Origin of the sequence: Aquabacter sediminis, assembly GCF_028863665.1 — a bacterium.
Taxonomy (GTDB): Bacteria; Pseudomonadota; Alphaproteobacteria; order Rhizobiales; family Xanthobacteraceae; genus L1I39.
In genome coordinates this window covers 191757-217405 of the sequence record NZ_JARBFX010000006.1, presented here as the reverse complement: position 1 = coordinate 217405, position 25649 = coordinate 191757, and the positions used below count along the sequence as shown (strand labels likewise).

Below are 25649 nucleotides of genomic sequence, written 5' to 3'. Positions count from 1 at the left end.
TGGTGCGTGTTGCGGAGGACGCGTCACGAGAATTGCTTGCCCAGCCCCACCAGCTTCTCGATGACGAGGATCGCCACCGAGGTGATGATGAGGAGGATGGTGGAGATGGCGGCGATGGTGGGGTCGAGGCTGAACTCGGCGTAATTGTACATTTCGAGCGGCAGCGTCATCATGCCCGGCCCCACCAGGAACATGGACACGGTGAACTCGTCGAAGGAGACGATGAGGGCGAACGTCGCCCCCGCCAGAAGCCCCGGCCGCATGAGGGGCAGCGTCACATGGCGGAAGGTCTTCCAGCGATTGGCGCCCAGCGTATAGGCGGCCTCTCCGAGCGCCCGGTCGATCTCCGACAAGGTGGCCACGGCCGTGCGCAGCACATAGGGGAAGGTCAGCACGGTGTGGGCGAGGGCCAGGCCCCAGAAGCTGCGCAAAAGGCCCATGGGGGCGAGCATCAGCGCCACCGCCGCGCCCAGCACGATGGCCGGGAAGATGAGCGGCGTCATGAAGAAGGTGACGAGGCTGTCGCGGCCGGGAAACTGGTGCCGCACCAGCCCCACCGCCGCCAGCGTGCCCGCCACCAGCGAAAGCGCGGTGGCGACAAGCGCGATGGCGGCGCTCAGCGCGAAGGCGCGGGCAAATTCCGGCCGCGCCCAGATGTTGGCGAACCAGCGGAGCGAGAAGCCCTGGGGCGGGAAGCTCAGCGAGACATCGTCGCTGAAAGCGAGCGGCACCACGATGAAGATGGGCAGCGCCAGGAAGAGCAGCACCGCCACCACATAGGCGTTCAGCAGGCGCTCGCTGGCGGGCGCCCGGGCGGCGTGGGGCGGCGGGGGATCGAGGGAGAGGTCCGACATCCGCGCCTCCTATCGCCGCGCGTGACGGCGCAGGAACAGGCCGTAGAGGGTGAGCACCACCATGGTGCCGAAGGTCAGCACCATCGCCACCGCCGCACCTGTCGGCCAGTCCACCAACACCACCATCTGCTCGTGAATGGTCATGGCGAGCACCGAGACCTTGCCGCGTCCCAGCATGACCGGCGTCACATAGGCGCCCACCGTCAGGCAGAAGACGATGACCGAGCCCGACGCGATGCCCTGCACCGACAAGGGCAGCGTCACCTTCAGGAAGGTGCGCACCGGGTTCGCGCCCATGACGGTGGCCGCCTCCGCATAAGCGGGGTCGATCTTGCCCAGCACCGAGGCCACGGAGAGCACCATGAAGGGGATGAGGATGTGCACCATGCCCGCCACGACGCTCCAGAAGCTCTGCATGAGCCGGAGCGGGGTATCGATGATGCCGAGGGCGGTCAGCAGGGCGTTGATGAAGCCCTCATTGCCCAGGATGATGGTCCAGCCGATGGAGCGCACGATGATGGAGACCATCAGCGGCGAGATCACGCCCAGGAACACCAGGTGCTTCCAGCGCGAGCGCGAGCGGGCGAGGAACCAGGCCACGGGATAGCCGATCACGGCGGTGATGGCGGTGACCACAACCGCAAGCGAGAAGGTCCGCCCGATGATGCGCAGGAAATAGGGGTCGGTGAGGACGGTCTGGAAATATTCGAGCGTCAGGCCGGTGGGATCGGGGAAGCGATCCAGCACCGACATGCGGGCCATCATCAGGAAGGGCCATACCAGCCCCACGCCCAAGAGCAACACTGCCGGCCCGAGCAGGGCTGCGAGCGAGACCAGCCGTGCCACATCAATCCGCCGCGGCGGTGTCTCGCCGGACCGTTCGGCGCGTGGCGCTTCACCCGCGAGGGCGCCGGTGCCGCTCATGGCCGGCCTCCGGCCGATGCGGGGCGGGGAGGGGTCTCAGGCCGCATGGTCGCGTGCCCATTCCACCACTTGCGCGTGGGTGCCGAACCACACGTCGCCCCGCGCCTTGGCGTGCCGGATCAGCTCCTCCAGGATGAAGATCCGGGAGCGGTAGCCGGTCATGTGGGGATGCATGGTGATCTGGCAGATGCCCCCTTCCTCGTACGCGCCATCGAATTCGCGCCGGAAGATGTCCAGCACGTCGGTGGGCGGCGTATAGGGCCGCAGCGACTGGAAGCGGTGCATCATGAAATAGACCGCGTCGTCGCGGATCCATTCCACCGGCAATTCCAGCACCCCGCTCGGCTCGCCATCCAGCAGCAGCTCGTAGCAATCCACGTCCGCCATGAGGGAGGAATCGTAGAGGAGGCCCATCTCCTTCTCGATCCGCAAGGTGGAGGGGCTGAAGTCCCAGGAGGGGGTGCGCAGGCCCACGGGGCGCACGCCGGTGATCTGCTCCAGCGTGTCGGTGGAGCGCAGCATGAGGTCGCGCTCGTCCTCGTAGGGCAGGACCGAGTTCAGCTCGTGGATCCAGCCGTGAATGCCGATCTCATGGCCCTCGGCGACGATCCGGCGCTGCTCGTCCGGGTGCAGGAGGGCGACCACGGCGGGCACGTAGAAGGTGGCCTTCACGTCATATTTGGCGAGCAGATTGAGGATGCGTGGCACCGCCACGCGCGCCCCATATTCGCCCCAGGACATGCGGCCGATGGACTTGCCGCCGTCGCGCAGTTCCGAGGTCTCGTGGTCGCTGTCGAAGGAAAGCGCCACCGCGCAGCGCGCGCCACCGGGCCAGGCGGCGGGGCGCAGCGCACGGCCGGCGCGCACCTGGTTGACGATGCGGCGCCACTGCTCTTCCGGCCACTGCCAGGGTTCGAGCTTGGGGGTGTCGCTCATGAGGGCGCTCCTCTTGAAATGGGGCTCAGCTGGCGGCCGGGTTGGGGGTGCCGGCGCGCTGCAGCGGGCGGCCGGCCAGGAAGCCGCCATCCACCACCACGCATTCCGCATTCATGAAGGCGGCGTCGGGGGAGAGCAGGAAGGCCACCACGCCGGAAATGTCCGCGGGCACGCCGATGCGCCCGCTCGGGATCATGGTCAGGAATTGCTGGCGATAGGCGCCGGAAACCTGCCCCTCCCGCACCTCGATGAGGCCGGGGGCCACCGCATTCACGCGGATGCCGAGGTCCCGCCATTCCAGGGCGAGGCCCTTGGTGAGCATGACCACGCCGCCCTTGGAGGCGGCATAGTGCACCGCCCCGGCGCGGGCGGAAAAGGCCGCCGTGGAGGCGAGGTTGACGATGGCGCCGCCCCCGCCTGCATCCCGCCGCAGCCGGGCGAAGGCCTGGCAGGCGAAGAAGGTGCCCTTCAGGTTCACGTCCAGCACCACGTCCCAGTCCTCTTCCCGCATGTCGATGGCGGACACGTCGGGATAGATGCCGGCGCTGTTCACCAGTGCATCGGGGGTGCCGAGGTCGCGGGCAAGCGCCGCGAAGGCGTCGCCGACGGCCGCCGTCACGCGCATGTCAGGGGCGTAGGCGCGCGCAACAGGGCCGTCGGCAGACAGGGTGGCGGCGAGGCTTTCCACCTCGCCGGCTTCGCGGTCGAGGAGGGCGAGGCGATAGCCCTCCTGGTGAAGACGTTCGGCCACCGCGCGGCCGATGCCGCGCGCCGCGCCGGTGACGACGGCGAGGGGGGCGAGAGGGGCGGTGGCGTCGGCGCTCATGGGATGATCCTCAAGGTCGCGGGAAGGAAAGCGGCGTCAGTTGACCCACTGGCCGCCATCCACGTCGATGATCTCGCCGGTGATGAAATTGGGCTCCACCGTCGCCAGGAAGGCCACCACCACGGCAATGTCCAAGGGCGTGCCCAGGCGGGCGAGCGGAATGGTGCCGGTGATGGCCTCGCGCCGGGCCTCGATGAGGGCGCGGGTGAGGCTGGTCTCGATGGAGCCGGGGCAGATGGCGTTCACGGTCACATAGGGCGCCAGCTCCTTGGCGAGCGCCCGGGTGAGGCCCTGCACGGCGGCCTTGGAGGCCACATAGGCGAACTTGCTCACCGCCGAGGGGGCGCCGCCCGTGCCGGCGCTGACCGACGACATGTTGATGATGCGCCCGCCCTTCTGCTCCACCATGCCGGCGGCCACCGCCTTGCACCAGTTGAAGTGGCCCTTCAGGTTCACGGCGATGGTGCGGTCGAACTCGGCTTCTGAAATCTCCAGCAGGGTCTTGGGCTGGGAGATGCCGGCATTGTTGACCAGCACATCCACCCGCCCCCAGCGGGCCACCACCGAGCTGGCGAGCACCTGCACCTGATCGAAATCCGCCACGTCGCCGCGCAGCGCCAGCGCGCCGGGGCCAAAGCCACCCACCGCCTGCGTCGCCTCGTCCAGATCGTCGCTGTCGAGGTCGGCGAGAGCGACGCGAAAGCCCTTCTTCGCCAGCTCCTCGGCGCAGGCGCGGCCGATGCCGCGGGCGGCTCCGGTGACGATGGCGACGGGATCGTCGGGCAGAGGCATTGCAGGCCCTCTTATGTCAGCGGAAGGCCTCCATCGGCCCTGAGAAGGGGACGCGGTGGAAGCTGATGAAACTAATGTTTCTCAATACAACAATCGTGTAAAGAACATTTCATTCGCAGCCCTTGCGCAAAATGTGGACGTTGGCGAACGTGGCTCCACAGGTGGCTCGGGCATGGGGTGAACGGGGTTGAGGCAGCACATGACGCTCATGGAGCGCCTGGAGGCCGCGCAGGCGAATTTCACCGCGCGGGAACAGGACATCGCCCATTACCTCGCCCGCAACTATCCCCAGGCGATCCTGCAATCCGCCTCCGCGATCGCCCGCACCACCGGCATCAGCGCCGCCACCGTGGTGCGCTTCTTTGCCAAGCTCGGCTATGACAGCTTCGCCCAGGCCCAGGACGAGATCCGCCGCGAGGTGGCCACCAAGCTGAATTCGCCGGTGGATCGCATCGGCCTCGTGGACGACCCCTCCGCCTCCACCGCCGAATTCCTCGCCCGGCATCTGGCGGCCGAGACCGACAATCTGAAGGCTACCTTCGGCCAGGTGGACCCGGCCGCCTTCGACGCGGTGGTGGCCGCCCTGCTGGCCGCGCGGGGGCGCATCTATGTGATCGGCGAGAAGGACAGCTACGCCATCGCCTATTTCATCTTCTCCCATCTCAATCTGTGCCGTCGCGACGTGGTGCTGCTGGAAACCGGGCAGGCCATGCTGGCGGATCGCCTGCTGTGGGTGCGGCCGGAGGACCTGCTCATCTGCGTGTCCATCCGCCGCTACAGCCCCAACGGGCTGAAGGTGGCCGGCCATTTCCAGGCGCTGGGCGCGCCGGTGGTGGCGCTGACCGATTCCCCGCTTTCCCCTCTGGTGCCGCTCGCCCGCCACCGTCTCATCGTGGAGACGGTGAGCGTGTCGGTGTTCGATTCCTTCACCGCCCTCATGAGCCTGGCCGGCGCCTTGGTGGGCGTCGCCGCCCGCCGCAGCCGCGAGACCCTGCCGGCCACGCTGAAGCGGGGCCAGGACCTGTGGAACCGCTTCAGCACCTTTATGGAGTGAGGCCGCTTACAGCCGGCTGTCGGGGGTGAGGCGCGTGCCGTCCACGAGGCGCGCATAGCGGAAGGGGTGGGGGTCCACCACCGGCGCGCGGCCTTCGATGAGATCGGCCGCCAGCACGCCTGCCGCCGGCCCGATGCCGAAGCCGTGGCCGCTGAAGCCGGTAGAGAGGTAGAGCCCGTCCATCTTCGGCACGGAGGAGATGACCGGCACCGCATCGGGCAAGGAATCGATCGCGCCGCCCCAGCTGTCCGCAATGGCAATGTCCGCCAGTTCCGGATAGGCGGTCTTGAAGCCGTCCATGGCCAGCGCCAGAAGCTCGGGGTCGGGCGCCGGGTCCCAGATGCGGGTCTTCTCGAAGGGCGTCACATCGCCCGGTCCCCAGGCGGCGGACTGGAACAGCTCCTCGAAGAAGGACCGGCCGAACCGGATCTTCAGCCCCTTCCGCCGCTGCCGGAAGGTGGGCAGGAAGGCGAGGCCGTATCTTAAAAGCGAGGGCGTGATGTGCACCGTGCCGCGCCCGCTCATGGCCACCGTATAGCCGCCATCGGTGCGGGGACGGGCCGAGAATCCAGTGGTGGAGGTGGAGGCCACCATCACCTGCGGCCCCGGCGTGGTGCGCGCCACCGATCCGCACACCACGGCCTGCGGCAGGTCGATGCCGTGGCGGCGGCAGAACAGCGAGGACCAGGCGCCCCCCGCCACCAGCACCGCATCGGTGCGGATGGTGCCGCGCTCGGTGACAACAGCGCTCACCTTGCCGCCCGTGGTCTCCAGGAGACGGGCGGCGCAATTCTCGAACACCTGCACGCCGAGCCGCCGGGCGCCAGCGGCGATGGCGGGGGCGGCCATGGCCGGTTCCGCGCGCCCGTCGCTCGGGGTGGTCAGTCCACCGATCCAGCGCTTGCGGCTGCCCGGCGTGCGGGCCTGCGCCTCTTCCGCGGTCAGGAGGGTGGAATGGATCTGATGCTCCCGCGCCACCTTGGACCAGCGCTCCCAGGAGGCCAGTTCGGCAGGATTGTCGGTGACGAAGACCACGCCCGTCTGCTGAAAGCCCAGGTCCCGGCCGATCTCCTGCGGCAGGCTCTGCCACAGGCCGATGGCATGGCGCATGAGGTCCAGTTCGCCCACGTCCCGGCCTTGCTGGCGGCACCAGCCCCAATTGCGGCTGGACTGCTCGGCACCCACAATGCCCTTTTCCAGCACCGCCACCTTGTGCCCGCGCTTGGCGAGCATGTAGGCGGCGGAGACGCCCGCAATCCCCCCACCGATCACCACCACGTCGGCGGCGTCGGGAAGGGTGGTGTCGGTTTCGATCCTGTCGAGGGGCTGGCGCATGCGCGCACTCCGAAAAGGCGGGGCCGGCAAGGGCCGGCGGAAGGAAAAGGGATGGCGTCAGTCCTCGACGCCGATCTTCTCGCGCAATTGCAGCCACCAGCCATAGGAGGGCGGCCAGTGGCGCCAGAGCGGATCGGCGTTCAGCGCCTGCGCCGCATGGAGGCCCCAATGGGGGTCCACCAGCGCCTCGCGGCCGATGGCGATGAGGTCCGCCTGGCCGCGCTGGAGAATGGCCTCCGCCTGCGGCCCGTCCAGGATCACGCCCACCGCCATGGTGGGGATGCCGGTCTCGGCGCGGATGCGCTCGGCATAGGGCACCTGGTGGCCCTTCTTCAGCTTCTTGCGCTCGCGGGCATAGTCCATCATGGAGTTTTCCGCCCTGATGCCGCCCGACGAGCAGTCGATGAGATCGACGCCGCGCGCGGCCAGTTCCCGCGCCAGGATGCAGCTGTCCTCGATGGTCCAGCCGTCCGTGCGGCTGTCGAGATCGGCCCGCCAGTCCACGCAGGAGAGGCGGAAAAAGAGCGGCTTGTGCGCGGGCAGGTTGGCCCGCACCGCCTCGGCGATTTCCAGCGCGATCCGCATGCGGCCGGCGAGGTCGCCGCCATAGGCGTCTTCCCGCTTGTTGGCCACCGGCGAGAGAAAGGAATGGATGAGATAGCCGTGGGCGGCATGGATGTCGAAGCAGTCGAAGCCGGCCGCATCGGCGCGACGGGCGGCGGCGCCATAGGCGGCGACCAACGTCTCGATCTCCGACACGGTCAAGGCGCGCGGCTGGTGCCAGTTGGAGACGCTCGCCACCGTGGTGGAGGAGACCGGCTGCCAGGGCGGCTCGCCCTTGGCCGCTTCCGCCTCGCCCAAGGGGCCGAGCCCTTCCCAGGGGCGCTGCCGGGCGGACTTGGGGCCGGCATGGTGGAGCTGGGCGGCGGCGATCACGCCCTCGCCATGCAGGAAGTCCACGATGCGGGCGAGCGGCGCGATCTGGGCGTCATCCCAGAGGCCGAGATCCCCATAGGTGTTGCGACCGATGGGATCGACGATGAGCCCTTCCGTCATCACCGTGCCGGCGCCGCCGATGGCATATTTGGCCAGATGCTGGAAATGCCAGTCGGTGGCCAGCCCATCGGGGCGCGCCTTGTACATCTGCATGGGCGCAATGACGATGCGGTTCGGGAAGGTGATCCCGCGCAAGGTGAAGGGCGAGAAGAGCAGCGTCTGCGCGCCCTCCGGGGCGGCTGCGGCAGTGGCGGCGGACATGGTGAGGCGCTCCCCATTCAGGAGGTCGGACGGCTTGGGGCCTCCGGCCGATGATGATCCGCGTGAGACCGCGCCCCGCTTTCAGGCGGGGCGGGGCGTCTTAGGGCCGCGCCGTCAGTGCGCGGCGGCCTTGCCGCCGGCGCGGGCGGGCGGGTCGATGGTGTCGAGGGCCGGCAGGTCGGCGAAGCGGGTGGCAAGGGCGGAATAGGCCGCCTCCAGCTCCTTCACCCCACCGTCGGAGCCGGCCACCTGGCCTTCCATGGCCTTGAAGAGCTGGTGCTTCACGAAGAAGCGCCAGGTCACCTGCACCTTGGCGAGGATGCGGGTGAGGAGGTCGTATCGGGCGTCCGTCCACACCGCCTCGAAGGCCACGCGGCCGGCGCCATGGGCGTAATGGCCGACCACCGGCTCGGCGGCGAGCGCGGCGCGCAGGCGGGCGGTGGTGACCTCGTCAACGGTGCCGTCAGCGGTGAGCGCCACGCCGTAATCGGCGCGGGCCCGCTCGGCGGAGATGAAGCCGCAGTGCACGTCGTGCAGCACCTTCTCCACCGGCCGCTCATGAGGCGGGCCGTAGCCGCCGGAGCCCGGGCCCTTCAGCAGCAGGATGTCGCCCGGCTGCATGTGGACGATGTCCGCATTGCCCAATTCCTCGGGCGAGGGACCTTCCGGGTTGCGGGTGAAGGAGGACACCGCGCCGGGCTTGCCGCCCAAGATGCCCCAGGCGCCGATGATGGAGCGGTCGCGGTTGCGCGCGGTGACCATGGATTGGGGCGTGAAGAGCTGGAACTCCATCATCAGCCCCGAGCCGCCGCGATAAAGCCCGGCGCCGCCGGAATCCGGCACAAGGCCATATTTGCGCACGCGCACCGGGATCTCGCTCTCATTGATCTCCACGGGCGTGTTCTTGAGGAAGGACATGTTGGCGCCACTGCCTTCGGCGCCATCCGCGAACGGCCCGCCGCCGCCGCCGCCGCCGATGGGGCCGATGGAGGCCATGACGGTGCGCCCGTCGCGGGTCGAGGTCTTCACGTTCACGAGGCTGAGGCCGTTGCCCGGGGAGGCGGGCAGGCGGTCGGGCAAGGCCTGTGTGAACACGCCGATCACCGCCGTCTGGGTGACGTTGCACAGGAGCGAGCGCATGCCCACCGCCGCCGGATGCACACAATTGACCACCGAGCCTTCCGGCAGAATGGTCTCCAGCATACGCACCGTGCCCGAATTCAGGATGATGGTCGGGTCGAGCGTGTAGAGCACATAGACGAGGCCCACCGTCACCAGCGAGTGGTGCGGATTGCCGCCGGTGGGCATGTTGAGGGAGGAGGAGAGCTGCGGGTCGGTGCCGGTGAAGTCCAGCACCACCTTGTCGCCCCGGATGCGGGCGGTGACGCAGATGCGCACCGGATAGCCGCCGGCGGAATCCTCGTCCGCATAGTCGGAGAAGGTGTAGTCGCCATCGGGGATGGAGCGGATGATGGTGCGTGCCTGCTCCTCGGCATAGTCGAGCAGCTGGTCGAGGCCGGCCTTGAAGGCCTCCACTCCGAAGCGCTCGATGATGTCGTGCACCTTGCGCTCGCCCACCTTCACGCAGGCGAGCTGGGCATTGAGGTCGCCCCAATTCTGCTCGGGCACCCGCACATTGAGGGCGAGGATGCGCAGCAATTCCTCGTTCATCACCCCGTCGCGCATGAGGCGCATGGGCGGAATGCGGATGCCTTCCTGGTGCACCTCGGTCAGCGTGCGGGACAGCGAGGCCGGCACCGCGCCGCCAATGTCGGTGTTGTGGATGTGGTTGCCCACGAAGCAGACCAGCTCGCCCTTGTGGAACACCGGCATCCAGATGTGCATGTCCGGCGGATGGGTGGCCACATAGCCGCTATAGGGGTCGTTGGTGCAGTAGACGTCGCCTTCCTGGTAGTCATCGAACATGCGGATGACCGGGCCGTAATCGAGGCCCGTATACCAGGTGGCACCCATGCTCTTGGGCGAGGCCACCGTGGCGCCCGTGCGCGTCATGAGCTGGCAGGAGAAGTCTTCCGTCTCCTTCACGAAGGTGGAATAGGCGGTGCGCATGAGCGTGTAGCCCATGCTCTCGGCCGCCGCCGCGCAGTGATTGGCCAGGACCTGGAGGACCGCCTTGTCGATGATCATGCGAGGTCTCCCTGGGCAATGCGCAGATTGGCATAGGCGTCGACGGTGACGACGAAGCCGCCCGGCACCACCGTGGTGCAGTCGTCCTGCATGACGACGCAGGGGCCGGCGAAGGTCTCGCCCGGCTTCAGGTCCGCGCGGCGATAAAGGTCCACGGTGCGCTTGGCCCCGTCGAGGTACACCTGCGCCGTGCCGGAGGCCTTGGCGGTGCCCGGCACGAGCTCGTGCCGGGGCAGGTCCGGCTTTTCGGTCTCGCCGATCACCACCAGGCGCGCGGTGATGAGCTGCACGGCGGCCTTGCGGTCCGCATGGCCATACATGCGCTCATGGGCGAGGTGGAAGGCCTCGCGGATGGCGTCGAGGTCGCCCGCATCCACCATCTCCTGGGTGAGGGGGGCGTCCAGCTCGAAGGACTGGCCGCGATAGCGCATCTCCGCAGAGAGCACGAAGCGATAGGGCCCGTCATAGCCCTGCTCATCCTTCAGCCAGGACAACGCGCTCCTGGAGAGGTCCTTGTAGGTCTCCTGGAGCACGCCGGGGGCCTCCGGCGACAGGTCCAGATAAAGCGTCTTGATGAAGTCATTCTTCAGGTCGGCAATAAGGCCGCCCAGCGCGCTGAGCACGCCCGGTGTGAGCGGAACCACCACCTCGCGCATCTTCAATTCGCGGGCGAGGAAGCAGGCCATCATGGGGCCGGCGCCGCCAAAGGCCAGCATGGAGAAGTCGCGCGGATCGACGCCGAAGCGGGAGAGGAGGCCCGAGACTTCCGAATACATGCCGGAGACGGCGATCTGGATGATGGCCTCGGCGGTTTCCTCCACCGTGCGGCCGAGCTTGTCGGCCAGCTCGCCCACCACTGCGCGGGCCTTCTCCTTGTCCACCTGCACGGCATTGTAGCCGAGGTCCGAATGGCCCACGAGGCCGGTGGAGACGAAGGCGTCCGTGATGGTGGCGCGCGTGCCGCCGCGTCCGTAGCAGGCGGGGCCGGGGCGCGAGCCCGCGCTTTCCGGGCCCACTTTCAGCACGCCGAGCTTGTCCACCCAGGCGATGGAGCCGCCGCCCTCACCGATGGAGCTTACCGACACCGAGGGAATGAAGATCTGGAAGTCGCCGATGCGCTCGCCGACGCCATATTGCGGCTGGCCGTCCATGATAAGGGCAACGTCGGCGGTGGTGCCGCCAATGTCGAGGCTCATGCAGCGCTCAAGGCCGCAGAGCTTCGCCACATGGCTGGCGCCGATGACGCCGGAGGCCGTCCCCGACAGGATCATCTGCACGCACTGCTGCTTGCCCTGCTCGGCGGTCATGATGCCGCCATTGGACTTGGTCAGGCGCGGATCGGCGGGCACGCCCACATCCTTGAGCGCCTGCTGCAGCGAGCCAAGATAATGGGAGACGCGGGGTTGCACATAGCCGCCGATGACAGCGGTGATGGTGCGCTCATATTCGCGGATGATGGGCCAGGTCTCGCAGGAGCAGAAGGCCGGCACGTCCGGCACCACCTGCTCGATGATGGCCTTGGCCTGCAATTCCAGGGCGCCGTCGCGATAGGAATGCAGGAAGGAAATGACGATGCCTTCCGCCCCCGCCGCCTTTGCGGCCAGCGCCGCCTGTTCGACGGCATCCGTGTCCAGCTCGGCTTCCACCGAGCCGTCTGGCAGCATGCGGCCGGGAATGCCGAACACCATGTCGCGGCTGATGAGGGGCTCGGGCCGCTTGGAGAGCAGCGAATACATGTCCGGGATCTTCAGCCGGGCCAGTTCCAGCACGTCGCGGAAATGCTCGGTGGTGAACAAAGCGAGCTTGAGGCCCTTGCGCTGCACCACCGTGTTCACGCCCACCGTGGTGCCGTGGGTGAAGTAGACGATGTCCTGCGGCGCGATGCCGTAGCGCTCCTTCAGCGAGCGCACGCCTTCCAGCACCTCGGCGCCCGGCTGGTCCGGGCGGGAGAAGACTTTCAGCGACTGGAGGGTCTTGGTCTCTTCATCGAACAGGGCGAAGTCGGTGAAGGATCCACCGATATCGACCCCAACCCGGTACCCCATGGGACAATCTCCGAGCGGCCGGCCGCGCGGGCCGGAGCAAAAAATCAGGTCAAGTCAGGTTGGGATGCGCGCGCCGGCGCGCATGGGAACGGCGCGGCCCTTGGGAGGCCGCGCCGTGAAGGGCCTCAGCGGCCGATGGTCTTGTTCCACTGCTCCAGCCAGTTGGCCTGACGGGGCGGCAGATCCTTGAAGGGCGGGATGATGATCTCGTCGATCTTGGTGATCTCGTGGGCGACCTTGGGGTCGTAGACCGCGTCCACATTCGGCGTGCCATAGCGCACCTTGGAGCCGAAGCAGCCCTGCTGCTTGGCATCCAGATCGAAGTTGATCAGCTCCCAGGCGAGGTCCGACGCGTTCTTGGGCTTCTGGACCCAGGTGATGCCGGCCATGGCGCCGGGGGCGGGCGTGGTGTAGCCGAAGCCGGAATTGTTATCGTCGATGAAGGCCCAGGCGCGGCCATCCCAATAGGCGGCCATGTCGATCTCGCCGCTCTTCAGGTCGTTGAGTACCTGGTTGGGGTCGGTCCACAAAGTGAGATTGCCGCTGTCCAGCATGCGCTTGGCCTGGGCGAGGCCCGGCTGGATGTTGTCGAGGCCGCCGCCATAGAGGGTGGAGAGCTGGTAGACAATGAAGGGCGAGCCGCCACCCGTGTAATTGATGGAGGGCGCGGAGGCGCGCCACTTGCCGGACGCGGTGCCCTCGACGAACTCCTTCCAGTCCTTGGGCGGGTTCTTCACCGTGGCCTTGTTGTAGATGAGGCCCATGCCGCCATAATTGTGGGCGACGCCATAGCCGTCACCCACATCGGTGAAGCGCTTGGCGAGCTTGGCGAGATTGGGCACCTTCTCGACCGTGAACTTGTCGACGAGGCCGCGATTGATGGCGTCGAACGCCACATCGCCGGTGACCATCATCACGTCGAGGGGGGGCTTGGAGGGATTGGCGGCGATCTGGTTCAGCCACTGGGGCGGCGAGCCGAGGACGAGGTCCACCTTCTTGCCGGTCTTGGCCTCGAACGGGGCGACGACGCATTCCCGATAGGCCTTTTCCCAGATGCCGCCGAACACGCCGACCACCAGGTCAGCCGCGCCGGCCGGGCTGGCGAGGCCGGACCAGAGGCCCGCCATGGAAGCGGCACCGACGGCCGCGTGAAGCCATTTACCCGTACGTCTGCTCATCACTGTCCCCTCTGTTTCAATGAGCCCGTCTGGAACCGGGAAAATTTCAATCACTATTCACTATCCTAAAAATAGGCGCAACCCGTTTGAAGGCGTTGGAGCTCGATCCTTTTGTTTTGCGATGCGGAAAAAATGTGCCGCAACCGCTCTGAAATTGAGCAAATGCAGAATTTTCAACCGTTCTTCCTTTGGCCATGTTGAGCGTGCGGGCCGCTGCATCGTAAGCTGGCCGTCCGTGTGTTGCGTCCCTCAATTTTTTAAAATACTGAATGTAGGGGATGAGGCTTGAGTGAAGGAAAGACCGTGAAGCTGGGGTCTGAGGACGAGAGCGCCCTCACGGCGGAAGCGCCGTCCGAGCCGGCCGCCGAGGGGTCCGCCCGCGAGCAAGTGGGCGCCATGATCCGGCGCATCCGCAAGGAAAAGGGCGTGTCGCTCCAGGAATTGGCGCAGATGTCCGGCGTGTCGGTCGGCATGCTCAGCCAGGTGGAGCGCGACCTCGCCAACCCTTCGCTGCGCGTCCTCACCTCCATCCGCAACGCGCTCGGCCTGCCTGCCAGTTCCTTCTTCTCCGAGACCGCGCCGCCCCCGGCGAAGGATCCCGCCTTCGTGCGCCGCGTCGACCAGCGCCCGCGCCTGGAGCTCGGCTATCTCAGCAAGGAACTGCTGTCCGCCGGCACGCCGCACAATCTGCAATTGATGATCCTGCACATTCCGGCCGGCAGTTCCTCCGGCGACAAGCCCATGCGCTATCCGGCTGAAAAGGCCGGCTTCGTTCTGTCCGGCGAGTTCATCCTGCGGGTGGGCGAAGAAGAGGCGCATCTGATGGAGGGCGACAGCTTCGTCTTCGACAGCTCCATCCCCCATTCCTTCTCAAATCCCGGCACGGAACTTGCCAAAGTGCTGTGGATCATCGGCTCCATCTCCGTCGACCGACACCTGTAAGGACGCCCCATGGACCTGAGGCCGCCGCGCACCCCGTCCCGCCGCACGATCGGCGCTCCGGCACGCGCACCCTCCAAGGTCCTTTCCCTTCCCTCCCTTCGCGCCCGACCGGAGGCCTGACATGAGCAGCGTGCCCCTTTCCATCCGCGGCATCAGCAAGCGCTACGAGGCGGTCCAGGCGCTCAAACCCCTCGACCTGGAGGTGAAGGCGGGCGAGATGCTGGCGCTGCTCGGCCCCTCCGGCTGCGGCAAGACCACCACGCTGCGCGCCATTGCCGGCTTCGAGATCCCCGATACCGGATCGATCCATATCGGCGAGCGCGATGTCACCGATTTGCCGCCCAACAAGCGCGATCTCGGGATGGTCTTCCAGAACTATTCCCTGTTTCCGCATATGAGCGTGGGCGAGAACGTGGCCTTCGGCCTCAAGATGCGCGGCGTCTCCCGTCTCGACCGGGAGGCCAAGGCCCGCGCCATGCTGGAGCTGGTGGGGCTGGGCACCTATGCGGACCGCCAGGTGCACCAATTGTCCGGCGGCCAGCAACAGCGCGTGGCGCTTGCCCGCTCGCTGGTCACCGACCCCAAGGTGCTGCTGCTGGACGAGCCGCTGGGCGCGCTGGACAAGAATCTGCGCGAGCGCATGCAGTTCGAATTGCGCGAGATCCAGCGCCGGCTCGGCATCACCTCCATCCTCGTCACCCACGACCAGGAGGAAGCCCTCACCATGTCTGACCGCATCGCCGTGATGTCGGCGGGCGAGATCGTGCAGATCGGCGGGCCGACCGAGGTCTATGAGCGGCCGAAGAACCGCTTCGTTTCCGAATTCTTAGGTACGGCCAACATCTTCGAGGGGACGGTTCTCGCCGCCGACGATCCCAATGCCATTCGCGTGGTGCTGGGCGCTGGCGCCGTGGAGGGCCTCATCAGCGCCGCCGCGCCTTTGCCGGCGGGGCGCAAGGTTTCCTTCGTGGTGCGGCCCGAGCGCCTGTCGCTGGGGGCTCCGGAGACGGGCCTCGTCCAGGCGCGGGTGCGCGATTGGGTCTTCCGCGGCCCCTATGTGGCCTATGAGCTGGACTGCGCCACCCATGATGTGCCGCTGGTGGCCTACAGCCAGACCCGCCACGCGCTTCCCAAGGGCACGGATGTGGGCCTCACCTGGGATGCGGACAGCGCCGTCCTGATCGAGGAGCGGGCATGACCGACCAGGCCGCCCCCGCCGCCTTGATGGCGCCCCCCGATCCACCTCCCATGCGCCGGGGCAAGTTCCGCCTGGCGACGCCCTATTGGGCGCTGCCGGTGGTGGCCTATCTCATCTTGTTCCTTGTGGTGCCGCTGGTCTCCAATGCGGTGCGCTCGGTGACGCTGGGGGCCGCCGCCGCCGATACCTGGGTCTATTACGAGAAGCTGTTCTTCGACCCCTATTATTCCCGGATCTTCCTGGAGACCTTCAAGGTCGCGATCATCGTCACGGTGGTCACCCTCATCATGGGCTATCCGGTGGCCTATTTCATGGTGCGCTATGCCGGGCGCTGGAACACGCTGATCGTGTTCTGCATGATCGCCCCGCTGCTCACCTCCATCATCATGCGCACTTTCGGCTGGCGGGTCCTGTTTGCCCGGCGCGGCCTGATGAATGTGTGGCTGACCGATCTCGGCATCATCTCGCGCCCGCTTGCCATCCTGTCCGAGCCCATCTCGGTCTATATGGGCCTCGTCCACGTGATGGTGCCCTTCATGGTGCTGTCCATCACGGCAGTGCTCCAGGGTGTGGATCTGCGGCTGGAGGAATCCGCCCGCGTGCTGGGCGCGAGCCGCTGGCGGGCCTTCTGCAACGTGACTTTGCCTCTGACGCTGGACGGCATCGCCACCGGCTGCATCCTCGTCTTCGTCATCACCAATGGCAGCTTCCTGACCATGCTGCTCCTGGGAGACGGCAAGGTGCAGACGCTCTCGCTGCTCATCTACCAGCAGTTCAACCTGACGCAGGACGTGGGCTTTGCGGCCACCATGGGCAATGTGCTGCTGGTGACGGCCATGATCTGCCTGTTCCTCCAGATGCGCTTTGTCCGCCGCAAGGGGATCAAGTCATGAGCACTGTTCGCGCCACCGGCGCCCTCCGCCGGCCCCGCCGCAGGGTGGATCTCCTGGCCTGGGGGCTCGGCCTCTTCGTGGTGCTGTTCATGATCTTCCTGCTGCTGCCCATCGCGGCGGTGGTGGTGGTCTCCTTTTCCTCGGCCAGCTACATCGCCTTCCCCATGCCGGGCTATTCCCTGCAATGGTATTGGCGGATCCTGGAATACCAGCCCTTCGTGGACGCGCTGATCGTCTCCATCAAGCTGGCCTTGTCCTCGGCCGCCTGTGCCATCGTTTTGGGCGTGCCCGCCACCTTATGGGTGGCCCGCTCGCGCAGCCGCGCGGCGGCGGCTGTGGGCAACCTGCTGCTGGCGCCCATCTCCATCCCCGCCATCGTCCTAGGCTTTTCGCTACTTTATCTCTTGTCAGCCATGGGGTTCGGCATTTCCTTCACCGCCTTGCTCATCAGCCATACGGTGGTGTCGATCCCCTATATCTGCCGCACCGTTCTGGCGGTCTATCGCGCCCTGCCGCCGGACTTCGAGGAGGCGGCGGCGGTCCTTGGCGCCACCCGCTGGCAGACCTTCCGCTACACCACGCTCCCCTTGATCCGTCCGGGCATCTTCGCCGGCAGCCTGTTTGCGGTGCTGATCTCGCTGGACAATTTGCCTCTGTCCTTCTTCTTCGGGACCGCCAGCACCAATACGCTGCCCGTGGTGATGCTCAGCTACATGCAGTCGCAGTTCGACCCGTCCATCGCAGCCATCAGCACCGTGCAGATGCTGATCGCGGTGGGCACATTGCTGGTGCTGAACGCCGTCTATGGCGTCGACAAGCTCACCGCCGCCTGAAAGACCCGCAAACACAAAGGCCCGGGCGAGGACCCGGGCCTTATCGATGCCTCAACCGTTGAACGTCAGGCGACGATCTTGGCCTTGTGCTCCTCGTCGATGGAGCGGGTGTCGCCGGTCTCGACGAGGGTGCGTGTGGCGTCTACCGAGGCGTAGGTCCACAGGATCTTCATGCCGTCCGTATCGGAGCGGTTGATGAAACGGTGGGGGATATTCGCCGGGATGAAGGTGACATCCCCCGGCTGAACCTCGTGCTGCACGCCGTCGATTTCGGCGATGGCGTTCCCCTCCAGCAGCAGCACGCTCTCATCGCAATTGTGAGAATGGAGCGGGATGGCTGCATTCGGCTCGAAGATGGTGATCCCATTGATGAAGTCCCGCGCCCCCACGGCGCGGGTCACCAGAGGGATGGTCTTTGCCCCGCCGCCCCGGGCGCGGGCGGGAATGTCGGATGGGCGCAGGATGGCGGGGCTGCGCGCGGTCTCACTCATTATGGTCTCCTCCCGGTCAATGCGCAGTGGGGTTCAGCCCTTCACCGGGCCGATCCACACCGTCTTGATGTTCACGAACTCGCGGATGCCGTAGACGCCCAGTTCCCGCCCATAGCCCGACTTCTTGATGCCGCCGAAAGGCAGGCGCGGGTCGGAGGCGGTCATGCCGTTGATAAAGACCGCGCCTGCCTCGATCTGCCGGGCCAGCGCCTTGCCGCGCGCCACATCCCCGGTCCAGAGCGCGGCGCCAAGGCCAAACTCGGTGTCATTGGCAAGGGCGATGGCGGCGTCCGCGTCCTTCACCCGCAGGATCGCAGCCACCGGTCCGAACGTCTCCTCGCAGGCCGCCGCCATGGGCGGGGCCACACGGTCGAGCACCGTGGGCGGATAAAAGGCGCCGGGACCGGGCACCGGCGTCCCGCCCGCCCGCAGCACCGCCCCCGCCTTCACCGACCGCTCCACCTGGTCGTGCAGCGTGTCGCGCAGATTGGCGCGGGCCATGGGGCCGATATTGGTGTCGCGCTCGAGCGGGTCGCCCACCTTCAGCTGCGCCACCCCGGCGCAGAAGGCGTCGGCGAACCGGTCCGCCACCGCCTCTTCCACGATGAAGCGCTTCGCATTGATGCAGCTTTGGCCCACATTGATGAAGCGCGCCTTCACCGCCATGGCGGCGGCCGCCTCGATGTCCGCGTCGGCGAGCACGATGAAGGGATCGGAGCCCCCCAGCTCCAGCACCTGCTTCTTCAGCGCCTTGCCTGCCTGGGCGGCCACCAGCGCGCCCACTTCGGTGGAGCCGGTGAGGGTGACGGCGGCGATGCGGTCATCGGCGATGAGGCCGGCCACATCGGAGGCGTTGATCAAAAGCGTGCGGAACAGGCCCTCCGGGCAGCCCGCCTCCCGCATCACCTCTTCAACGGCCAGCGCGCACTGGGGCACGTTGTTGGCGTGCTTGAGGATGGCGCCGTTGCCCGCCGCGAAAGCCGGGGCGGCGAAGCGGAAGAACTGCCAGAAGGGGTAGTTCCAGGGCATGATGGCCAGCACCACGCCCAAGGGATCGAACACTACCAGGCTCTCGCTGGCATTGGAGGCGGTCGGTTCATCGGCGAGGAAGCGGGGCGCGGCCTCGGCGTAGAAGTCGCAGTTCCAGGCGCACTTCTCGATCTCGGCCTCGGCCTCGGCGATGGGCTTGCCCATCTCCAGCGTCACGAGGCGGGCATAACGCTCCTTGCCGGCCCGCAGCGCCCGCGCCATCGCACGCAGCAGATCCACGCGCTTCTCGATCGGCACGCGCGCCCACGCCTTCTGGGCTGCCGCGGCACCGGAAAGGGCGGCATCCACCTCGGCAGGCGTGTGCGGCGCGAACCGCGCCAGTTCCTCGCCCGAGGCGGGATTAAGGGACAGGATCATGGTCTGAAAGGCTCCCTGCGGCGGGGCGTCCGGCCGCCCCTTATGGGTCTTGTCGCCACGCGCCCGGCGCGCGGATCGGGCCACAAGTCTAGAAGAGGGCTCCCATACGGGAAAATGATTGTTGCTGATGGCGCGGATCATCACGCCTAATGAAGTCCACGCGGCATGTGAGGTTCCCGCTCGCTTCCCCTTGCGCCAGGGGGGCGCGGGCAGGCTAAACTGCTGGCCTCGCCGTAGAGGCGGATCCAAGCGCATTGAATCGCGTGGCGGTTCAATGCGCTTGGTGGATCCGCCTCTATTTAATAAGTGAGAGGGCGATTCACCGACCAGATGGAACCGCGTTGCGGTTTCACCTGGTCGGATCGCACTCTAGAAGCCGCCCGTGCTTCCCCGATTGACCCTCCGCTCCAAGTTTGATGGAGCCTCGCGCCGGCAGGGCCTTCTCGTGTTCAACTGGAACGACCTCGTCTATTTCCTGGAACTGGCCCGGCAGGCGCGGCTCATGACGGCCGCGCGCCGCCTGAAAGTGGACCACACCACGGTCAGCCGCCGCATCTCGGAACTGGAGAAGGACCTCTCCGTCAAGCTGTTCGACCGCAAGCCCGACGGCTTCGTGCTGACCGAGCAGGGACACCGTCTGTTCGTCATCGCCGAGCGTATGGAGCAGGAGGCCGGGCAGGTGGAGGAGGGCATCCGCGCCGCCCCGAGCGCCCCCGAAGGGCGGGTGCGGGTCGCCTCCATGGAGGGAATCGGCGCCTTTTTCCTGGCCGAGCGCTTTGCCGAGTTGGCGGTGAAGGAGCCGGGCATCGTGGTGGAATTGGTCACCGAGCGCCATCTCATCAACCTGACCAAGCGCGAGGCGGACATCTCCATCTCCTTCGTGCCGCTCTCCGGCCAGCGCCTGGTGGTGCGCAAAATGGGGGAGTTCCGCCTCGCCCTCTATGCCGCCCCTGATTATATCCGCCGCCGTGGCCTTCCCGCCTCGCGCGCGGACCTGCCCAACCATGTCTTTGTGGATTACGTGGAGGATCTGGTCGCCATCCAGCCGGTGCATTGGCTGCTGGATGTGCTCGACCCGCCCAACGTCTCCTTCCGCTCCACCAGCATGCATGCCCAGCAAAATGCCATCGCGGCGGGCGCCGGCATCGGGTTGCTGCCGCTGTTTTCCGCCAAGTCCAATCCGCGCCTCATCCCGGTGCTGGCGGACGAGGTGGTGGTGAAGCGGGACGTGTTCGTCTCGGTGCACGAGGATTTGGAATTCATGGGCCGCGTGCGCGCCGTGCTGCGCCATTTGACCGAGGTGTTCCGGCGGGACGGGGCCTATCTAACCGAGGTGTGAAGCCCCTTTCCGCAGCGCACCGCGCAGGCCCCCCTTGCTCGCCGCGCGGGGCTGGTGCGTGCCGGCTTGGGCTAACCTTCGGGCAAGAGGTCAAGGGAGGCTTTCATGAGCAAGGCGGTTCTCATCACGGGCGGCAGCCGCGGGATTGGGCGGGCGACGGCCCTGGCGGCGGCACGGCGAGGCTGGTCGGTGGCCGTCAATTATGTGCGCGATGGCGAGGCGGCCGAGGCTACCGCAAGCGAGGCGCGGGCGCTGGGCGTGCTGGCGGTGGCGCTTCAGGCCGACGTGTCGGTGGAGGCCGAGGTGCTGGCCTTGTTCGATGCCAGCGAGGCGGCGCTGGGTCCGCTCTCGGGCGTGGTGATCAATTCCGGCATCGTCGCCCCCTCGTCCCGCCTCGCAGACATGAGCTTCGACCGGCTGAAGCGCATGTTCGATGTGAATGTCATGGGGGCGCTCCTGTGCGCCCGGGAGGGTGCGCGGCGCCTGAAGGCGGGCGGGTCCATGGTCATCGTCTCCTCGGTGGCGGCGCGGCTCGGCTCGCCAGACGAATATGTGGACTATGCCGCCTCCAAGGGTGCCCTCGACACGCTCACCATCGGGCTCTCCAAGGAACTGGGCCCGCAAGGCGTGCGCGTGAATGCGGTGCGCCCGGGCCTCATCGAAACGGACATCCATGCCTCAGGCGGCCGGCCGGACCGGGCGCAGGTGCTGGGCGCGGGCGTGCCGCTGCGTCGGCCCGGCAGGGCGGAAGAGGTGGCGGAGGCCATCGCCTGGCTGCTGGGGGATGAGTCCAGCTATGTCACCGGGAGCCTCATGGACATTTCCGGCGGACGCTGAAGCGCGCTGGCACCCCCTTGCCTCCCTGCGGGCGCGTGGCACCATGCGCCCGCCGCCCCGCTTCGGGTCGGCTCATGCGGGGAAACACATGACGACACCCTCCCGCGGCATCAGCCGCCGGCGCCTTCCGGCCTGCCTCGCCGCCCTCCTGGCCGGGATGGCGCTGGCCTTCACCGTCCTGCCGGTGCTGGCGCAGACCGACCCGCTCCCATCCTGGAACGAGGGGCCACGCAAGGCCGCCATCATCGATTTCGTCACCCGCGTGACCCGCGAGGGCGGGCCGGACTTCGTGCCCGTGCCGGAGCGCATCGCCACCTTCGACAGCGACGGCACGCTGATTGCCGAGCAGCCCATGTATCCGCCCATCGTGTTCGCCATGGCGGAGGTGAAGGCGGTGGCCAAGGATCATCCCGAATGGAACAAGATCCAGCCGTTCAAGGCGGTGCTCGACGATGACATCAAGCGCCTCGGGGAGATTTCCGAGAAGCAGTATCTCCTGCTGCTGAACAAGGCCCATGCGGGCCGGACCATGGCTGAGATCGAGACGCGGGTGACCGAGTGGGTCAAGACCGCCCGCCATCCCCGCTTCAACCGGCCTTATACCGACCTCGTCTACCAGCCCATGATGGAGCTGCTCGCTTACTTGCGGGCCAATGGCTTCAAGACCTTCATCGTGTCCGGCGGCGGCATCGACTTCATGCGGCCCTGGATGCCCAAGGCCTATGGCATCCCGCCCGAGCAGATTTTCGGCTCGTCGGGCCGCCTTGCCTATCACCTGGCCGGCGACAAGCCGGAGATCGTCCGCCTCGACAAGGTGGACCTCTTCACCGTGGGGCCAGGCAAGCCGGTGGCGATCGCGCTGAATATCGGCCACCGCCCCATCTTCGCCGCGGGCAATTCGGATGGCGATCTGGAGATGCTGCAATACACCACCCTCAGTCCCGGTCCCCGCTTCGGCCTCCTGGTGCATCACACGGATGGGGTGCGCGAATGGGCCTATGACCGCACCGCCTTGGTGGGCAAGCTCGACAAGGCGCTGAGCGAGGCGCCCAAGCGGGGCTGGAACGTGGTGGACATGAAGGCCGACTGGAAGGTCATCTTCCCGTTCGAGAAGCAATAGGGTGCGCTCAACCCGGACCGCCTTCTTCGCGGAAGGCGGCGGGGCTCCGGGCGGTCCATTTGCGGAAGGCGCGGTGGAAGGCGCTGGGCTCGGCAAAGCCCAGCCGGGCCGCGATCTCGCCCACGCCTTCCCCCGTCTCCAGCAGCAGCCGGGTGGCCAGCGCCCGACGGATTTCGTCCTTGATGGCCTGGTAGCTCTGCCCCTCTGCCCGGAGGCGCCGCCGCAAGGTGGGAGCTGGGATGCGCAGGCGGGCAGCCAGGTCCTCGAAGACCGGCCATTCGGGCGGTGGCGTCTCCCGCAATATGGCGCGGACGGACGCCACCACGCCCGCATCATGGCGATAGCGCACCAGGATGTTGGCGGGCGCCCTGCGGAGGAAATCCCTGAGCGCCCGCTCCGTGCGCAGAACGGGAAGCTTCAGATAGGCGGCGTCGAACTCCAATTGGCTCGCCGCTTGTCCGAAGCGCACCGGGGCGCCGAAGAAGATGCGGTAGTCGGCCCCGTGGGACGGTGTGGGACAGCGGAAGTCCACCCGCCGCAAGGGGATGCGCCGGCCCACCAGCCAGCAGGCGATGCCGTGCAGGATGATCCAATAGGTGCGATAGGCGAAGGCCGAGCGCGGTTCACCCGCATCCGCCAGCACGATGCGGGCATGCCCGTCTCGCACCTCCAGCGCGCCGCGCGGATCGTCCAGCACGAGGGTGAGGAAGCGCAATGCCCGCCGCAGCGCCTGTTCCAGCGTGCCCGCATGGAGGATGGCGTGGCAGAGCAGCGTGAAGCTGCCCGGCCGCATGGGGCGTGCGCCAAGGCCGAAGAATTCGTCGTCCATGGCCCGCGCCACCGCCAGCCAGAGCGCCCCATATTGCTCGGCTGAAACCGGCTCGCGCACCAAAGCGGGCAGGCCGGCGGCGGCGAGCACCGGGCCTTGCGCGATGCCGTGCCGGGCAAGGCATTCCAGCGCATCGGCGACGAAGCTTGCCGAGATCATGCGCCGGTCGGGGCTGGAAGCGGGCGTGTCCATGTCTCTCCCGGAATGAGCGACGATCATGTGGCAAAAACGATCATGACGCGAGATCCGTTTGGGCCTGGATTACCATACGGTTTCGTCGCTTAATCCGGTCGAACACCACCGCCCCCCAAGAGGGCGGACGAGGAAGTGCGCCGGAGCGGCAGGATGGGCGGCACGCCCTTCATCCCCGCACGCATGAGATTGTGGCGCGCCGCGCCGGCGGGCGCGCGCAGGGACGGGACGACAGAGCATGCACATCAAGGACCGCGTATTCCTCGTTACCGGCGCCGGCTCGGGCCTTGGCGCGTCGGTGGCCCGCGCGCTGGTGGAGGCGGGCGGCAAGGTGGTGGTGGTGGATGTCAATGCGGAGGCCGGTGCCGCCACCGTGGCCGCCCTGGGCGATGCCGCCCGCTTCGCCCGTGCCGATGTCACCTCCGAGGCCGACGGCGTGGCGGCAGTGAAGACCGCGCTCGATGCCTTCGGCCACTTGCATGGCCTGGTGAATTGCGCCGGCGTTGCCCCCGGCGAAAAGGTGGTGGGCCGCGAGGGGCCGCACCGCCTGGAGAGCTTCGCCCGCGCGGTGAGCATCAATCTCATCGGTACCTTCAACATGCTGCGGCTCGCCGCCGACGCCATCGTCAAGGAACAGCCGGACGAGAATGGCGAGCGCGGCGTGATCGTGAACACCGCCTCCATCGCGGCCTATGACGGGCAGGTGGGGCAGGCGGCCTATGCGGCCTCCAAGGGCGGCGTCGCCGCGCTCACCTTGCCGGTGGCGCGGGAACTGGCGCGGTTCGGCGTGCGCGTCGTGACCATCGCGCCGGGTATCTTCGAGACTCCCATGATGGCCGGCATGCCGCAGGAGGTGCAGGACGCGCTGGGCAAGTCCGTGCCCTTCCCGCCGCGCCTCGGCCGGCCGCCGGAATTCGCCGCCCTGGTGCGGCACATCTGCGAAAACACCATGCTGAACGGCGAGGTCATCCGGCTGGACGGCGCCCTGCGGATGCCGCCGCGCTGACAGCCAAGAGGGAGGATTGCGGACATGAGTGCTGATCCCATCGTCATCGTCGGGTCCGCCCGGACCCCCATGGGCGGCTTCCAGGGCGACCTGAAGGATGCCACCGCCCCCGAACTCGGCGCCGCCGCCATCGGCGCCGCCCTCGACCGCGCGGGCCTTTCCCGCGAGGCGGTGGAGGAAATCGTGTTCGGCTGCGTGCTGCCCGCCGGCCAGGGCCAGGCGCCGGCCCGCCAGGCGGCGCTGGGCGCCGGCCTGCCGCTCTCGGCGGGGGCGACCACTGTCAACAAGATGTGCGGCTCGGGCATGAAGGCGGCCATGCTGGCCCATGACCTCATCCTCGCTGGCTCCGCCGACGTGGCGGTGGCGGGCGGCATGGAGAGCATGACCAGTGCGCCCTATCTGCTGGACCGGGCGCGCGCAGGGCTGCGCATGGGCCATGGCCGCGTGCTCGACCACATGTTCCTGGACGGCCTGGAAGACGCCTATGACAAGGGCCGCCTCATGGGCACCTTCGCTGAGGACTGCGCCCAGAGCTACCAGTTCACCCGCAAGGTGCAGGACGACTATGCCATCGCCTCCCTGGAGCGGGCGCAGAAGGCCATCACCGGCGGCGCCTTTGCCGGCGAGGTGGTGCCCATGACGGTGAAGTCCGGCCGCACCGAGAAGGTGGTGGAGCAGGACGAGCAGCCGCTGAAGGCCAAGCTCGACAAGATCCCCACTTTGAAGCCCGCCTTCCGCGAAGGCGGCACGGTGACCGCCGCCAATTCCTCCTCCATCTCCGATGGCGCGGCGGCCTTGGTGCTGATGCGCCGCTCGGAAGCCGAAAAGCGCGGCCTCACGCCGCTCGCGGCCATTGTGGGCCATTCCACCCACGCCCAGGCGCCCAACCTCTTCCCCACCGCCCCCATCGGCGCCCTGCGCAAGCTGTCCGAGCGGACCGGCTGGGACCTGAAGGACGTGGACCTGTTCGAGGTGAACGAGGCCTTCGCCGTGGTGGCGCTGGCCGCCATGCATGACCTCGATCTGCCACATGACAAGGTGAACGTGCATGGCGGCGCCTGCGCGCTCGGCCATCCCATCGGTGCCTCCGGCGCGCGGGTGATGGTGACGCTCTTGGCGGCGCTGAAGACCCACGGCCTCAAGCGCGGCATGGCCTCCTTGTGCATCGGCGGCGGCGAGGCCACCGCCGTCGCCATCGAGCGCCTGTCCTGAG

The 25649-nt window shown here is 67.5% G+C and carries 23 protein-coding genes; 10 read left to right on the top strand and 13 right to left on the bottom strand.

What is annotated here, in order from left to right:
- Positions 1-23: 23 nt before the first annotated feature.
- Genes PV781_RS14445 through PV781_RS14425 form a run of 5 tightly spaced genes read right to left on the bottom strand, consistent with a single transcriptional unit; the run spans position 24 to position 4332 of the window.
- Positions 24-854, bottom strand: a complete 831-nt coding sequence (locus PV781_RS14445; RefSeq protein WP_274776329.1) for an ABC transporter permease — start codon at positions 852-854, stop codon at positions 24-26.
- 9 nt (positions 855-863) lie between these two features.
- Positions 864-1778, bottom strand: a complete 915-nt coding sequence (locus tag PV781_RS14440) for an ABC transporter permease (protein WP_274776328.1) — start codon at positions 1776-1778, stop codon at positions 864-866.
- A gap of 36 nt (positions 1779-1814) precedes the next feature.
- Positions 1815-2714 carry a polysaccharide deacetylase family protein gene (locus tag PV781_RS14435; protein WP_274776327.1) on the bottom strand — a complete coding sequence of 300 codons (900 nt, stop codon included), beginning with the start codon at positions 2712-2714 and terminating at the stop codon, positions 1815-1817.
- 25 nt (positions 2715-2739) lie between these two features.
- Positions 2740-3540 (bottom strand): SDR family NAD(P)-dependent oxidoreductase, encoded by an 801-nt coding sequence (locus PV781_RS14430; RefSeq protein WP_274776326.1) that lies wholly within the window; start codon positions 3538-3540, stop codon positions 2740-2742.
- Positions 3541-3576: 36 nt separating this feature from the next.
- Positions 3577-4332 (bottom strand): SDR family NAD(P)-dependent oxidoreductase, encoded by a 756-nt coding sequence (locus PV781_RS14425; protein ID WP_274776325.1) that lies wholly within the window; start codon positions 4330-4332, stop codon positions 3577-3579.
- Positions 4333-4531: 199 nt separating this feature from the next.
- On the opposite strand from PV781_RS14425, the gene PV781_RS14420 reads away from it, so the two are divergent.
- Positions 4532-5386, top strand: a complete 855-nt coding sequence (locus PV781_RS14420; RefSeq protein ID WP_274776324.1) for a MurR/RpiR family transcriptional regulator — start codon at positions 4532-4534, stop codon at positions 5384-5386.
- 6 nt (positions 5387-5392) lie between these two features.
- On the opposite strand, the gene PV781_RS14415 is transcribed toward PV781_RS14420, so the two are convergent.
- The 5 genes from PV781_RS14415 to PV781_RS14395 all read right to left on the bottom strand — a co-directional run bounded on the left by PV781_RS14415 (position 5393) and on the right by PV781_RS14395 (position 13349).
- A complete protein-coding gene (locus tag PV781_RS14415; RefSeq protein ID WP_274776323.1) occupies positions 5393-6721 on the bottom strand; it encodes an NAD(P)/FAD-dependent oxidoreductase in 1329 nt (442 codons plus the stop codon).
- Positions 6722-6778: 57 nt separating this feature from the next.
- The gene (locus PV781_RS14410; RefSeq protein WP_274776322.1) at positions 6779-7978 is read right to left on the bottom strand and encodes an NADH:flavin oxidoreductase/NADH oxidase; all 1200 of its coding nucleotides are present in this window, start codon (positions 7976-7978) and stop codon (positions 6779-6781) included.
- A 114-nt stretch (positions 7979-8092) separates the two neighbouring features.
- Complete coding sequence (locus PV781_RS14405) at positions 8093-10126, bottom strand: hydantoinase B/oxoprolinase family protein (RefSeq protein ID WP_274776321.1); 2034 nt, start codon at positions 10124-10126, stop codon at positions 8093-8095.
- Positions 10123-12171 carry a hydantoinase/oxoprolinase family protein gene (locus PV781_RS14400; protein ID WP_274776320.1) on the bottom strand — a complete coding sequence of 683 codons (2049 nt, stop codon included), beginning with the start codon at positions 12169-12171 and terminating at the stop codon, positions 10123-10125. Before PV781_RS14400 ends, PV781_RS14405 begins: the two co-directional genes overlap by 4 nt.
- 125 nt (positions 12172-12296) lie before the next feature.
- Positions 12297-13349 (bottom strand): extracellular solute-binding protein, encoded by a 1053-nt coding sequence (locus PV781_RS14395; RefSeq protein ID WP_274776319.1) that lies wholly within the window; start codon positions 13347-13349, stop codon positions 12297-12299.
- 285 nt (positions 13350-13634) lie between these two features.
- On the opposite strand from PV781_RS14395, the gene PV781_RS14390 reads away from it, so the two are divergent.
- The 4 genes from PV781_RS14390 to PV781_RS14375 all read left to right on the top strand — a co-directional run bounded on the left by PV781_RS14390 (position 13635) and on the right by PV781_RS14375 (position 17215).
- Positions 13635-14291, top strand: coding sequence for a cupin domain-containing protein (locus PV781_RS14390; RefSeq protein ID WP_274776318.1), 657 nt, complete (start codon positions 13635-13637; stop codon positions 14289-14291).
- A 121-nt stretch (positions 14292-14412) separates the two neighbouring features.
- Complete coding sequence (locus PV781_RS14385; protein ID WP_274776317.1) at positions 14413-15489, top strand: ABC transporter ATP-binding protein; 1077 nt, start codon at positions 14413-14415, stop codon at positions 15487-15489.
- The gene (locus PV781_RS14380) at positions 15486-16382 is read left to right on the top strand and encodes an ABC transporter permease (RefSeq protein ID WP_274776316.1); all 897 of its coding nucleotides are present in this window, start codon (positions 15486-15488) and stop codon (positions 16380-16382) included. Before PV781_RS14385 ends, PV781_RS14380 begins: the two co-directional genes overlap by 4 nt.
- Entirely contained in the window at positions 16379-17215 is an 837-nt protein-coding gene (locus PV781_RS14375; RefSeq protein WP_274776315.1) for an ABC transporter permease, read from the top strand. Before PV781_RS14380 ends, PV781_RS14375 begins: the two co-directional genes overlap by 4 nt.
- 65 nt (positions 17216-17280) lie before the next feature.
- Here the strand turns inward: PV781_RS14375 and PV781_RS14370 are convergent, their stop codons facing one another.
- The gene (locus tag PV781_RS14370) at positions 17281-17706 is read right to left on the bottom strand and encodes a cupin domain-containing protein (RefSeq protein ID WP_274776314.1); all 426 of its coding nucleotides are present in this window, start codon (positions 17704-17706) and stop codon (positions 17281-17283) included.
- A gap of 33 nt (positions 17707-17739) precedes the next feature.
- Complete coding sequence (locus tag PV781_RS14365) at positions 17740-19113, bottom strand: NAD-dependent succinate-semialdehyde dehydrogenase (RefSeq protein ID WP_274776313.1); 1374 nt, start codon at positions 19111-19113, stop codon at positions 17740-17742.
- Positions 19114-19558: 445 nt separating this feature from the next.
- On the opposite strand from PV781_RS14365, the gene PV781_RS14360 reads away from it, so the two are divergent.
- The 3 genes from PV781_RS14360 to PV781_RS14350 all read left to right on the top strand — a co-directional run bounded on the left by PV781_RS14360 (position 19559) and on the right by PV781_RS14350 (position 22409).
- Positions 19559-20452 (top strand): LysR family transcriptional regulator, encoded by an 894-nt coding sequence (locus PV781_RS14360; RefSeq protein WP_274776493.1) that lies wholly within the window; start codon positions 19559-19561, stop codon positions 20450-20452.
- A gap of 105 nt (positions 20453-20557) precedes the next feature.
- Entirely contained in the window at positions 20558-21289 is a 732-nt protein-coding gene (locus PV781_RS14355) for an SDR family oxidoreductase (protein WP_274776312.1), read from the top strand.
- A gap of 88 nt (positions 21290-21377) precedes the next feature.
- Positions 21378-22409 (top strand): HAD family hydrolase, encoded by a 1032-nt coding sequence (locus tag PV781_RS14350; RefSeq protein WP_425532402.1) that lies wholly within the window; start codon positions 21378-21380, stop codon positions 22407-22409.
- 7 nt (positions 22410-22416) lie between these two features.
- Here PV781_RS14350 and PV781_RS14345 read toward each other — a convergent pair whose 3' ends face one another.
- Entirely contained in the window at positions 22417-23430 is a 1014-nt protein-coding gene (locus PV781_RS14345) for an AraC family transcriptional regulator (RefSeq protein ID WP_274776311.1), read from the bottom strand.
- 238 nt (positions 23431-23668) lie between these two features.
- Here PV781_RS14345 and PV781_RS14340 point away from each other — a divergent pair, with 238 nt between their 5' ends.
- Positions 23669-24436, top strand: a complete 768-nt coding sequence (locus PV781_RS14340; protein WP_274776310.1) for a 3-hydroxyacyl-CoA dehydrogenase — start codon at positions 23669-23671, stop codon at positions 24434-24436.
- 24 nt (positions 24437-24460) lie between these two features.
- On the top strand, positions 24461-25648 hold the full coding sequence (locus PV781_RS14335; protein ID WP_274776309.1) for an acetyl-CoA C-acyltransferase: 1188 nt from the start codon (positions 24461-24463) through the stop codon (positions 25646-25648).
- Position 25649 lies beyond the last annotated feature (1 nt).